The organism is Pseudomonas sp. P9_2 (genome assembly GCF_034008255.1).
Taxonomy (GTDB): domain Bacteria; phylum Pseudomonadota; class Gammaproteobacteria; order Pseudomonadales; family Pseudomonadaceae; genus Aquipseudomonas; species Aquipseudomonas synxantha_A.
Genome location: NZ_CP125376.1, coordinates 1,092,031 through 1,104,800 on the forward strand (window position 1 = coordinate 1,092,031; position 12,770 = coordinate 1,104,800).

Consider the following 12,770-nt stretch of genomic DNA (forward strand, 5'->3'; position numbering starts at 1 on the left):
TCAGGTGATGTCAGCCGCTACCGGCGCATCCAGCCCCATGGCATGCAGGCGAGCGTAATAGCCGTTCTGCGCCAGCAACTCGCCGTGGGTGCCGCGCTCGACAATCCGCCCGTCATCCATCACCAGAATCAGGTCGGCTTTCTCGATAGTCGACAATCGGTGCGCGATCACCAAGGTCGTACGGCCTTGCATGACTTTGTCCAGTGCCGCCTGGATATGCCGCTCGGACTCGGTATCAAGGGCCGAAGTGGCCTCGTCGAGAATCAGCAGCGGCGCGTTCTTGAGCAAGGCGCGCGCAATCGCCAGGCGCTGACGCTGGCCGCCGGACAACAGCACGCCGTTCTCACCGACCTGGGTATCGAAGCCTTTGGGCAACTGGTCGATGAAGTCCTTGGCATTGGCATCCGCCGCCGCCGCTTCAACGTCGGCACGAGGTGCACCAGCCAGATCGCCGTAGGCGATGTTGTTGGTTACGGTGTCGCTGAACAGGGTCACGTGCTGGGTGACCTGAGCAATATGTTTGCGCAGGTTGAGCAGCTTGTAGTCTTCGATCTCTACGCCATCGAGCAGGATCTCACCGCTTTCATGGTGGTAGAAACGCGGGATCAGGCTGGCCAGGGTCGACTTGCCGCTGCCTGAACGGCCCACCAGAGCGATCATCTGCCCAGGCTCCGCGGTGAAGCTGATGTCCTTGAGCACATGGCGTTCGGTGCCTGGGTAGGTGAAGTTCAGATTGCGCACTTCCAGGCGGCCATTGACCTTGTCGCGCTCGATGGTGCCGTGGTCGACCTCAACGTCTTCGTCCAGCTGTTCAAAGATGCTTTCTGCGCCCGCCACACCTTTTTGGATGGTCGAGCTGACCTCCGAGAGTTGACGGATCGGCTTGGGCAACAAGCCGGCCAGGGTGATGTAGGCAACCATGTCACCCGCCGAGGCATCGCCACGCAGATACAGGACCAGGAACATCAGCACAGCCATGGCGGAGTAGATCACCAATTGCAGCGCCGGGGTGTAGATCGCCCCGGTGCGGGTCATGCGCAGTTGCTTGTTGGTGTTGCTCTGGCTGGCCTTGAGGAAGCGCTTCTCTTCGTAGACTTCGCCACCAAAGCTGCGCACTACGCGGTAGCCCTGGATGGTTTCCGAGGCCACGTGGGTCACGTCGCCCATGGCCACCTGGATCTTCTTGCTCTGCTTGCGGAATTTCTTGCTGGCGGTGCTGACCATTACCGCAATCAACGGCAGGATCGCGATCATGACCAGCGTCAGGCGCCAGTTCATGTACAGCAGGGAGGCGAACAGGAAGATCACCGTCATGCCTTCGCGAATTACCACCTTGATGGCATCGGTTGCCGCACCCGTGACCATGGTCACGTTGAAGGTGATGCGGGAAATCAGGTGCCCGGAGTTGTGGTTATCGAAGTAACGGTTGGGCAGCGTCAGCAAGTTGTTGAACAACTGCACCCGCAGGTCATGAACCAGCCCCAGGGAGACCTTGGCCAACAGATAGTTGCCCAGGAACGAACCCAGGCCCTGCCAGGCCGCGATCAGGATGATCAGCAGCGGCACCGCCTGCAGCAGTTGCAGATCGCGCAGGAAGGGTACGGTGGGAAACAACACGGCTTCCGGATTGGAAAGGCCGTCTACAAAGTACTTGAGGATGTAACCCAGCATCGGTTGGGTCGACGCGAAAATCAGAAATCCAAGGATACTCAACGCGAACAAGCCCATGTAGGGCTTAACGTAACTGAGCAGGCGGAAGTATATTTTCAAGCTCGAAGGGCTTGCGCTCGGACTGGAGTCGGTCATATCACGCGGCGTTTTGAAAAAGGAGGCTGACTTTAGCACAGCTTCTCTGTTGTACTTGCACCCGGTATACCCGCGGCCCGGTTGGATCTGACCGGCGACATTACATAGCCACTAGCTTAAGATGGTTGGCTTTCTATTTGTGGAATGGCTCTACTGTATGCACTCCAAGCGCCTTATCTATGGCTCAAATCGCGTTTTCGACTTCCTGGTCCTTTGGATTTTACCTGTTGGCTTGCTGCTGCTCCTGAGTGCACTTTTCTTCGTCGGCAATCGTAATGTCCTGCACCGGATCGTCTACATCCTGTTCAGCGTACCGACCTTGTTTTTACTGTGCATGCGCCCCCGGGAGCTCAGGGATCTGCTACGAGAGCCCCTGGCTATCGCCTTTCTAGCCTTTTCCGCCTGGGCCTTGGCCAGCCTGCTCTGGAGCCCTGAGCCCAGTTCCGATACCGACCTTTTCAAGCGGCCGCTCAATACCTTCATGCTGTTTGGCGGCTGCGGGCTCCTGCTGCATTACCGTAATGAACTGTTCAAGCCGATCTTCTTTGGTGCCGCCGTCATTGCGCTGGTGGTAAGCCTGTGCAACCTGGTGGTGTTCGTCAAATCATTCCAGCCCGGCATGCGCATGATCGGCGGCCTTGGCGCCCTCGACAACCCGTTGCTCAGCTCGCACCTTTTTGGTTTTTTCACTGTGTATTGGCTGTACGCCTGCATGACCACCCAGCGCTTGAAGGTATTGTGGTTCAGCGTACCGGCCCTGGCGATCATGGCGGCGGCGGTGCTGGCGACCGGCTCACGCACGCCGCTGGTGGCGTTGACGCTGGCGATCCTGTGGATGAGCTTTGTCAGCCGCAACCGCCGCTCGGCATTGCTTCTGGGCGGCATGGTCCTGGGTGCTGTCGCGCTCCTGGTGCTCTACCCCGAATCGATCACTGAACGAGGCAGCTCATTCCGCCTTGAACTGTGGCGCATGTCGTTGCGGCTTATCGCCGAACACCCGTGGATCGGTCACAGTTACGACTCCGAACTGTTTCTGACCCTGGCAGATGGCGACCAACTGCGCGAACCCCACAGCTTTGCGCTCGGGGTGCTCTACTACGTCGGTATCATTGGCTTTATCCCGTGGATCTTCATGCTCGGGTGGGGCCTGTACAAGGGCCTGAAGGAGCGCGCACAGCCGCTGTTCATCCTGGCATCGTCGCTGCTGGCCTATGGCATCGGCGCTGGCCTGACCGAAGGCGGCGGCATTCTGTCGCGGCCCAAGGAACATTGGTTCGTACTCTGGATTCCGTTGGCAATTATCACAGGTCTGAGCCTCGCCCAGCGCCACCGCAGCCTGCTGCGCATGCCGGTACAGAACATCAAGAGCAAGGCTTTCGAGCAGCTGTGCAGCAACGCCCATGTCATTGAGGCCGATGGCTTGGGCCCCAAAGTACTGCGCCTGCAAGACGGTAATTTCCTCAAGGTGTTCCGCCCCCGCCGCTGGTACACCTCAGGCAGTTTCAACCCCTATTCCGAGCGCTTTGCCAGCAACAGCGAGCAACTGCGTACCCTGGGGATCCCCGCTCCGCAAATCCTCGGGCTGTATCGTTTGCCCGATGCCAGCAGTGCCGTCACCTACACCCCCCTGCCCGGCCTGACTTTGCGCCAGGCGTTGCAAAGCCTGGACAGCAGCCTGCGCGAATCACTGGTGGAGCGTTTTGGCCGGTTCATGGCGCAGTTGCACGAGCGAGGGGTGTACTTTCGCTCGTTGCACCTGGGCAATGTGTTGTTGATGGACGATGGCGAGTTCGGCCTGATCGACATCGCTGACCTGCGCATCTACCCCTCTTCACTGCGTTATGCGCTGCGCCAACGTAACCTGCGTCACATGCAGCGCTACCCACAAGACCGCAACTGGCTGTTCGAAACGCATTTCGAACAACTGGTCAAAGGGTATGCCTCGGTGGCAAGCCCGGCCGCCACTGCGAAAATCCGCGAGCAGGTACAGGGCCTGTAGTAGGAGGGATGGCGCCGTTTCAGTTCCTGAGCGGCGCCAGATACAACCTCACCAACCCACGCAAGGTCTTGCGCCCCCAGAACTTCAACGGGATCTGCTTGAGAATCTCGCGCGCCAACGGGCGGTCGCGGTCGGCGGTCTTGAGGAACATTGAGTTCAGGAAGTTGTAGCGCACCTGATCATAGGCCGGGTGATCGCTGAACAATGCGTAAGTCTTGAGAATGTTCTGGATCATGTAACGGTGGTTCTTGTACGTGTTGGTAGCGTGCTGGCGATATTTGGCCATCACCACACCCAAAGCGTCGATGGTATAGCCCGCAGCCGTGATCTTCAGCTGGATCAGCAAGTCCTCCAGGGGAATCTGCGGGTCGAACCCGCCGACCTCCTCCAGTACGTCGCGACGAATCAGCATGGTCGGCGCCGGCGGAAAGGGCTTGCGGTCCAGGAACATGTCGTCGAAGTCGAGGCTGCGAAACGGCACGTCGCGACGTTGCTTCTTCTCCGGGTGCAGGTTGCCGTCACCGTCGATCAGCTCGATATTGCCGGCGCACATGCCCACCTTCGGCTTGCCTTCCATGTACGCAACCTGGGTGGCGAGACGGTCCGGCAACATGATGTCATCCGAGCCGAACGGCGCGATCAGGCTACCCTTGGCACGGGCAATCGCACCGTTCAAGGTGGCGCTGAGGCCCTGGTTCTGCTGCACCTGGAAATCAAAGCCGTGCTCGGCCTGCAAGCGCTGGATACGTTCAACGCTGTCATCCTTGGAACCGTCATCCACCACCAACAGTTCGATATTGGTGTAGGTCTGCCCCAGCACGCTGAGGATGCTCTGTTCGATGTACTGGCCATGGTTATAGGAAGCGATGATCACCGAGACCAGGGGCTGTTGCTGATTCATGCTCTACCTACTTCACGCAAACCGGTTTCAATCAGGGTCAGGTACTTGTGCTTGAACTCGTCAAGGGTGTGGTTGGCCTCCAGATAGCGGAACACCTCTTCACCCTTTTCGCGCAGCTGTTCATCGCTCAACGCCAGATACGTATCCAGAGCTGCCGCCAGTTGCTCGACGTTGCCCGGATCATGGGACAGCCCACCCGCGCCCTGCACCAGGGGCAGCATCGCCGGACCGTTGGAGGCAATCACCGGCAGATGGCCGCTCATGCCTTCCAGCAGCGCCAGGCCCAAGCCCTCGAACAGCGACGGCATGGTCCAGATGTCGAAGCCGCGCACGTACTTCATGCCGTCTTCACGAAAGCCCAGCAAATGCGCGCGGCCGGTCAGGCCCAGGCGTTCGATATCGGCACGCAAATCGGCTTCGGCGCGACCGGAACCGATGATGCCCACCTGCGCCTCAGGGTATTTATCCTTGAGCGTGGCGAAGGCCTGCAGCAGATGAGTGTGGCCCTTGATCGGCACCAGACGGCCCAGAGCGCCGATCATCCGTGCTTCCATTGGCAGGCCCAGGGCCTTGCGTGCGTCCTCACGGGACAGCTGCAAGGCTTCTGCCTGGGGAATGTCGATAGCGTTGGTCACGTAGCTGGTGTTTTCGCGGGTGAACCCACAGTTGAGGTCCACCAGGTAGTCCTTCACCGCTTCCGACACGCCGACAAAACGCCAGGCCGGGCTGACCCAGCGCTGGGTCTGACGCCGACGGTAACCACGGGCATATTCGCCAAAACCGTGGGAGATACCGATGCACAGGGGGATTTTCAACCAGCGATTGAGCGACAGCATCATGTTCACCGATTTGAAGCGGTTACAGATGACCACATCGAACTTCTGCTCGCGGCAATACTTGTAGATCTGCCACATGGCGCCAAAACGAATGCCCTTGAGAGACTTCTCCGGCAGCTCGAAATAGTGGGAGTGCTCAGCCACGCTCAGGGGCTGGCCGGGCAGCGGACGACCACTGAGAAACCCGGAGGTCACCTCGAAACGTTCAGGCGGCAGGGATTTGACGATTTGCTCACCCAGGTCGGCGAAGTCATGGGTCTTGACGTTGTAGTCCGGCTGTAACTGCAAAACCTTGAAACGCGGCTTCATAACTCTCCATGCAGCGATCTGGCTACGGGCGCACGGCCCGGTAAAATGGGCGGCAGACCCACGCTGGCCTGCCTTCGAGAGGGTTTCAGTCCTGCTTGAGGACCCACAGCAGCTCGTGACGACGCACGGCTTTGCGAAAGAATTCGTTCTCGCCGTAAGGCGATGGACTACGTCCGGCCAGCACTTGCTGCAACCACTTGCGCACCCGACGCTTGAGCGGCGCGCGCGGCTGCAAGTCGTGCATCATGCCCAGGGCCATGGCCTTGTCCTGCTGCTGGCTCAAAGTGAGTGCAAAGCTGCACGGCACCATCTCGGGCGATGAATCGAAACGTGGCGGCAGCGCCATCCCCGCACCGGAGTCACCCATGGGCCAGCGGTCATTATCATGCAGGTGGTTGGCATAACCGAGCAACGTGTCGGGCTGCCACTCCAGGCCCTGCAGAGCTTCAAGCACCGCCGCATGGGCGCAGATGTGGTCAGCGTGGGGGTCCAGCAATGGCGTGGGCAACACGATCACCTGAGGGCGCGCCTTGAGCAGCAGTGCGCGCAGGTCGGCGATCAGGTTGTGCCAGGTCGGTGCGCCATCTGCATCACCCGGCAGGGCAAAGCCGTTGAACTGGCGAAATAGCCGCGTGTCGGCCAAATCCGCTTCGCGCGACGCCTGAGGCTGGTCCGGCGCAGCCTGCATCGCCTGCAATTGCATGCAGAAGTAACCCAACTGCACGCATTGTGATTCGGGCACCCCGGCCCAACGCGGTACCGCGACGCTGTCCCAGGCACGCAAGCGGCCCTTGAGGCGGGATGCTTCAGCTTTGGGCAGGCCCATCTGTTGATAGTGCTCGGCTTCGATTTCCCCGGCAGTCAGGGTCACGATCCAGCTTTCAGCCGCTTGACTGTAAAGGCTGAACGCGGCCAGCTCGGCATCGTCGGCGTGAGGAGCGATCACCATCACACGTTGCTGGCGATAGTCCGGTTGGTGGAAACGCCACAGAATCGGCTGCCCCTTGATCCGGCAAAAGCGCCCGCGCAAGCTGATGTTGCCCGCCGCCAGTGCTTGTGCAGCGCCGGTCAGGTTGAGATAGCGACGCCCGTTGACACCACGTTCAAAGGTTTGGCGGTCCGCTGAATCCAGGCCCAACAGGTCCACCGCCGGGTCTAGGAAGCGCCCGAGCCACGAACTTTTCAACTCAACGCCAATAATCAGGGTTTCATCGTTCGCCAGCGGCGCATCCAGCAACAGCCGCCCCGACTCCAGGCGCAAACCGGGCTGCTCGCTGCCGGCCGGGAATGCGTACTCATAGTGGTCGCTGGGCGAGTAGAACAGGTGATCGGCAAACCACGCTTCATGGGCCGCCCATAGCAACACCGCCAACATCGGCGGCAACCACCAGGCCACCATTACACCGGTGGCAACCAGCACCGCCAAGCCGATCAACAGCGCGATGCGCTTGTTGCGCCGATGGCGCTTGAGCAGTTGCTGTTTGCGACTCATACGCTGAACACCGGCACCGGGTTGCACCAGCGCTCCTTATACTCACGGTCGGAACGACCGAAGGAAAAGCGCAACGACTTGTTCGCCGCCCGCGCCTGCTCCCAGGCGCTTTGGGTATTGAGGAAACTCAACACGCTGCCAGGGCTGAACGCACGGGTTTGCGGGTCGACGCCGCCGTTGACGTACTCGGCGCTGAACCATTCATTGGACTGCACCTGATACACCAATTGCACCGCAATCGCGGCGTCATTGAGAAACAGCACCGAGCCGAACACAAACTCCTTGAGCAGCTCCAGCACCTCGGCCAAACGCGCCGCGCCGGCCGCCGGGAACCCCCAGCGACGCTGGAACAGATCGCAATAAATCGCCGCCAGCTCCACGCTGGAGAACTCACTGACCGCCCGCGCTACGCCGCCCGCTTCTTCCAGCAGGCGCAACTCGCGGCGCTGGTTGTAGCGAAACTTCTTCGACAGCTCTTCGGGAGTGCGCGCCATGGCCAATTGCTCGGCCTGGGGCTTGAGGGTACTGACGCGCCCTTCGTTAAGGGCCGACAGGTAGCGCGCCCGGTGGCGCAGCGGCAACTGAGCATCGGCGGCAATGGGCAGGATGACCTCGGCATTGCCCAGGTCAAACAGGCCTTTTTTGCCGGTGCGCTTGAGCACGTCCTTGGAGAGAGCCAGATCGCGCCCCCAGGTGGCTATCGCCCCCTTGAGTTCGCCACCGTGTTCCCAGCCCAGGTAGCGTACCGGAATCTGCGCCAGGCCAGCCAACCGCTCGATAACCTGCGGGTGGGTCGCCACGCTGCCGCCGTAACGCTGCCAGGCCTGGGCGTAAACCTCGGCCTCGACAGGCGCCCAGCCACGTTCACGCCAGCCCTGGAAGCGGTTCAGCATTTAAACCACGGCGTCATAAGGGTCCACGCCGTCTTTCACGACCAGGATGTCTTCCATGATCAGGTACTGCAGGTCCGAGCCGAAGAACATGTTCAGCGCGTCGGTCGGCGAGCAGATCATCGCTTCGCCACGACGGTTGAGCGAGGTATTCAGGGACACGCCGTTGCCGGTCAGCACTTCCAGCTCTTTCATCATGTCGTAGTAGCGCGGGTTGTATTCGCGCTTGAGTACCTGGGCGCGGGACGTCCCATCTTCATGCACAACTTCCGGCACGCGGGTCTTCCACTCTTCCGACACTTCAAAGGTGAAGGTCATGAACGGCGCCGGGTGATCGACCTTGATCATCTGCGGGGCCACGGTGTCGAGCATCGACGGGCAGAAAGGCCTCCAGCGCTCGCGGAACTTGATCTGGTGGTTGATGCGGTCAGCCACGCCGGTGGCGCTTGGGCAACCGATGATAGAACGACCACCCAAGGCACGCGGGCCAAACTCCATGCGGCCCTGAAACCAGGCCACCGGGTTACCGTCGACCATGATCTTGGCGATGCGCTTGGGCATGTTTTCGATCTTGCGCCAGTTCGGCTTGCTCTCGTGCCTGGCGCAAGCGGCGATCACGTCTTCGTTGCTGTAGGACGGGCCGAGGTACACGTGCTCCATCTTCTCCACCGGTACACCACGAGCGTGGGATACATAGGCGGCCGCGCCGACAGCCGTGCCGGCATCACCGGACGCCGGCTGCACGAACAACTCTTTGACGTCATCGCGGGCAATGATCTTCTGGTTCAGCTTGACGTTCAGCGCACAGCCGCCGGCGAAGGCCAGCTTGCCGGTGTCCTTGAGGATGTCGCCCAGGTAATGGTCGATCATCTGCAAGGCCAGCTTCTCGAACAACGCCTGCATACTGGCGGCGTAGTGGATGTACGGCTCGTCGGCAATGTCGCCTTCGCGCTTGGGGCCCAGCCACTCGATCAGTTTTGGCGAGAAGTAGAAACCCTTGCCCTTCTCTTTGTAGCGACGCAGGCCGATGACGTTGGCGTAGTCGGTGTTGATCACCAGCTCGCCGTTTTCAAAGGACGCCAAACGCGAGAAATCGTACTTGCTGGCATCACCGTACGGCGCCATGCCCATGACTTTGAACTCACCGTCGAGCATCTCGAAACCGAGGAACTCGGTGATCGCACCGTAGAGTCCGCCGAGAGAATCCGGGTCGTAGAATTCCTTGATCTTGTGGATCTTGCCGTTTTCGCCGTAACCGAAGAACGTGGTGGCGTACTCACCTTTGCCGTCGATGCCCAGGATCGCGGTTTTTTCCTGGAAACCCGAGCAGTGGTAGGCGCTGGAAGCGTGGGCCAGGTGGTGTTCAACCGGTTCGATCTTGATTTTCTTTGGATCGAAGCCCAGCTGTTCCAGGCACCAGACAATCTTGTTGCGATAGCGCTTGTAGCGACGGTTACCCATCAGGATCGCGTCGAGGGCGCGGTCCGGGGCGTACCAATAGCGCTTGGCGTAGTGCCAGCGTGCCTCGCCGAACAGGCTGATCGGGGCGAATGGGATCGCCACCACGTCAACGTCCGAAGGCTTGATGCCAGCCTGTTCCAGGCAGAACTTCGCCGACTCGTAGGGCATGCGGTTCTTTGCATGTTTGTCGCGTACGAAGCGCTCTTCTTCGGCGGCCGCAATCAGCTTGCCGTCGATATACAGGGCTGCGGAAGGATCATGGCTAAGGGCGCCGGACAGGCCAAGAATCGTCAATGCCACTGGGGTCTAGCCTCTTTTAGTCTGCATGCAGGCGCATCGCGCCTGAAAAAAGTGTGCTTCCCGCCCGGGCGGGAAACAGCTAAAGGGCGGGATTATAGCTTAAAAGCAGTAGGAAGCTGTTAGCGCAGCTCGATGCTGCCGTCGGCGCTTTGGCGGTAGATCGTGTAGGGCAAGACGAGCGTGTCCAGGACGGCGGAAACGGGCGCATCCAAAATAACCCCGGGAATACCGTTCAACGCAAGTTCACCCGCAGAGTTGGGCGGCCCATGCAAGACACACAGGTCATAAGCTACACCGCTGTAGATTCGTGAAACGGACTGACAATAGGTTTTCTTCCCCTTGAGCTGCCGAACAGTGACGTCATCGCCAAGCAGCACGGTGGTCGCAGTGCCACAGCCTGCAACGATCAACGACATTCCCAGCAACATCAGCAACCGCAGGATAGGAGTCCTCATAGTTGATTCTTCTTTTCGTTTGATAAAGATCGAAAACCTAGCACCACAAAACTAAGACTTCAGGCTTGCGCAGTCGACGCTAAGCGTAGGAAGCGTCCCAATGCGCCAGGCGGTAAGGAGTTCGGCAAATCAGAGGACGAGTCGTTAAACTTGTCACATTTGCACCTACACCCCTTACTTGCGTGCGCTACCCACTCGGCCTTTTCATGACTCCTTCTGCTCCAACCTGCCTTGTCTTACTGCTGGGCCTGTGCAACACCGCCCAGGCCGACAATGCGCCCCTGATCCTGGATCCCAGCGTGGTCACCGGCTCGCGCAGCGCCAGCCCGACGTTCGACCTGCCGTATTCGGTAGACGGCATTAATCGTGAACAAATCAGCAACGGTCAACTGGGCATCAACGCCTCCGAAGCCCTGTCCCGCGTGCCCGGCCTGGTGGTGCAGAACCGCCAGAACTATGCACAGGACTTGCAGATCTCGTCCCGCGGTTTCGGCGCCCGTTCGGCGTTTGGTGTACGCGGCATCAAGCTGATCGCCGATGGCATCCCCGCCAGCACCCCGGACGGCCAGGGCCAGGCCGCAACGTTCAACCTTGACACTGCCGAGCGTATCGAAGTGCTGCGCGGCCCGGCGGCGACTCTGTATGGCAGTAACGCCGGCGGTGTGATCCAAATGTTCTCCCGCGACGGCGACGGCCCGCCGCGTGTCGGCGCAGAAACGCTGGTGGGCAGCGACGGGCTGAACAAGAACCACGTTAGTGCGGAAGGCGCGGCCAATGGTGCCGGGTTCGTGCTCGATGCCTCACGCATGGACACCAACGGCTACCGCGACCACAGCAGCGCCCGGCGCGACCAGACCTTCGCCAAGCTCAACTTCCAGCCGGATGACGACAGCAAGCTGGCATTGATCTACAGCAGCCTGGAGCAGAACGGTACGCAGGATCCGCTGGGGCAGACCTGGACAGCGTACAAGGCCGATCCGCGTTCGGTAAGCGCCAACGCGCTGACCTATAACACGCGTAAAAGCATCGATCACCAGCAATTGGGAATGAACTACGAGCGCTACATCGGCAATGCGACGTTGCAGGTCAATGCGTATACCGGGCGCCGCAGTGTGATTCAGTACCTGTCGATCCCGGACAAGTTTCCCAGCGGCGCAACCAACCCTGCTAACGCCCGTGGTGGCGTCGTGGCATTTGACCGAAAGTTCTACGGCGGCTCCATTCATTGGCTGCAACCCATCAGCAGCGTACCGGGCGACCTGACAATCATCAGCGGCCTCGATTACGACCGCAGCGAAGATGATCGCCAAGGCTACTCCAACACTTTGAACGGCGTACATGGAGTCAAAGGCGCCCTGGGCCGCGATGAAATCGACACCGCCACCAGCGTTGATCCCTTCGTGCAAGCCAACTGGTTACTGGGCGATTGGACCCTGCAAGCTGGCCTGCGGCACAGCACCATGAAAATGCAGGTCGACGACCATTTTCTAAATGATGGCAACGACAGCGGCAGCAAGACTTATCAAAAAAACACACCATCGGTCAGCGTGATGTACGCCTTCACCCCTGACTTGCACGGCTACGTGAGTGCGGGCAAAGGCTTCGAAACCCCCACTCAAGCTGAATCAGCCTATTCAAGCACCGCCAACGGCTTCAACTTTGCTCTCAAGCCGTCTGTCAGCAAGCAGTTCGAAGTCGGCTTGAAGGCCCGTCTAGGTCAAGACACCCGCATCAACGCCGCAGTGTTCCAAATCACCACCGAAGACGAACTGGTCGTGCAACAGGCAAGCGGGGGCCGCACAACTTACCAGAACGCCGGTCGCACACTACGTCGCGGCTTCGAACTGGGTGTTGAAAGCCAACTGAACGAGCACTGGAGCACCAGCCTCGCCTATACCCGCCTCCAAGCCACCTACGACAGCGACTTCGCCAGCGGCGCCAACACCATCGACAAGGGCAACTATCTCCCCGGCGTCCCCCAAACCACCCTGTTCGCCGAACTGAACTGGAAGCCACGGGACTGGGTCAGCACGGCCATCGAAGGTATGTACCGCAGCAAAGTCTATGTCGAAGACACCAATAGCCAACACGCTGCACCGGGCTACAGCGTCTTCAACTGGCGGGCACGGTTTGAGCAGAAGGTGGAGCACTGGACCTTTCACCAGACCTTGCGCCTGGATAACCTGCTGGATCGTCAATATGTGGGGTCGGTGATTGTGGGTGACGGCAACGGGCGCTACTACGAAGCAGCACCGGGGCGCTCGTGGTATGCAGGCGCTGGGGCTGAATATCAATTCTGATGTGGGAGGGGGCTTGCCCCC

9 protein-coding genes are annotated in these 12,770 nt (G+C 60.0%); 2 read left to right on the forward strand and 7 right to left on the reverse strand.

All coding sequences use genetic code 11. The features are described from left to right. Positions 1 to 1,806: a lipid A export permease/ATP-binding protein MsbA gene (gene msbA / locus QMK52_RS04765; protein WP_005784157.1), complete on the reverse strand. Its 1,806-nt coding sequence runs from the start codon at positions 1,804 to 1,806 to the stop codon at positions 1 to 3. A gap of 157 nt (positions 1,807 to 1,963) precedes the next feature. Here msbA and QMK52_RS04770 point away from each other — a divergent pair, with 157 nt between their 5' ends. Further along, positions 1,964 to 3,805 carry an O-antigen ligase family protein gene (locus QMK52_RS04770; RefSeq protein ID WP_320403858.1) on the forward strand — a complete coding sequence of 614 codons (1,842 nt, stop codon included), beginning with the start codon at positions 1,964 to 1,966 and terminating at the stop codon, positions 3,803 to 3,805. 19 nt (positions 3,806 to 3,824) lie between these two features. Here QMK52_RS04770 and QMK52_RS04775 read toward each other — a convergent pair whose 3' ends face one another. The 6 genes from QMK52_RS04775 to QMK52_RS04800 all read right to left on the reverse strand — a co-directional run bounded on the left by QMK52_RS04775 (position 3,825) and on the right by QMK52_RS04800 (position 10,449). After that, positions 3,825 to 4,706 (reverse strand): glycosyltransferase, encoded by an 882-nt coding sequence (locus QMK52_RS04775; RefSeq protein ID WP_320403859.1) that lies wholly within the window; start codon positions 4,704 to 4,706, stop codon positions 3,825 to 3,827. After that, positions 4,703 to 5,851 (reverse strand): glycosyltransferase family 4 protein, encoded by a 1,149-nt coding sequence (locus QMK52_RS04780; RefSeq protein WP_005784154.1) that lies wholly within the window; start codon positions 5,849 to 5,851, stop codon positions 4,703 to 4,705. The genes QMK52_RS04775 and QMK52_RS04780 overlap by 4 nt, the downstream gene beginning before the upstream one ends. Positions 5,852 to 5,936: 85 nt before the next feature. After that, positions 5,937 to 7,343: a PIG-L deacetylase family protein gene (locus tag QMK52_RS04785; protein ID WP_005784153.1), complete on the reverse strand. Its 1,407-nt coding sequence runs from the start codon at positions 7,341 to 7,343 to the stop codon at positions 5,937 to 5,939. Next, positions 7,340 to 8,236, reverse strand: coding sequence for a GNAT family N-acetyltransferase (locus tag QMK52_RS04790; protein ID WP_194439943.1), 897 nt, complete (start codon positions 8,234 to 8,236; stop codon positions 7,340 to 7,342). The genes QMK52_RS04785 and QMK52_RS04790 overlap by 4 nt, the downstream gene beginning before the upstream one ends. Beyond that, positions 8,237 to 9,994, reverse strand: a complete 1,758-nt coding sequence (locus QMK52_RS04795) for a carbamoyltransferase (protein ID WP_005784149.1) — start codon at positions 9,992 to 9,994, stop codon at positions 8,237 to 8,239. Between the two features lie 119 nt (positions 9,995 to 10,113). After that, positions 10,114 to 10,449, reverse strand: a complete 336-nt coding sequence (locus QMK52_RS04800) for a YceK/YidQ family lipoprotein (RefSeq protein WP_320403860.1) — start codon at positions 10,447 to 10,449, stop codon at positions 10,114 to 10,116. Between the two features lie 206 nt (positions 10,450 to 10,655). Between QMK52_RS04800 and QMK52_RS04805 the strand changes: the two genes are divergently transcribed. Continuing rightward, positions 10,656 to 12,749, forward strand: coding sequence for a TonB-dependent receptor (locus QMK52_RS04805; protein WP_320403861.1), 2,094 nt, complete (start codon positions 10,656 to 10,658; stop codon positions 12,747 to 12,749). Positions 12,750 to 12,770 lie beyond the last annotated feature (21 nt).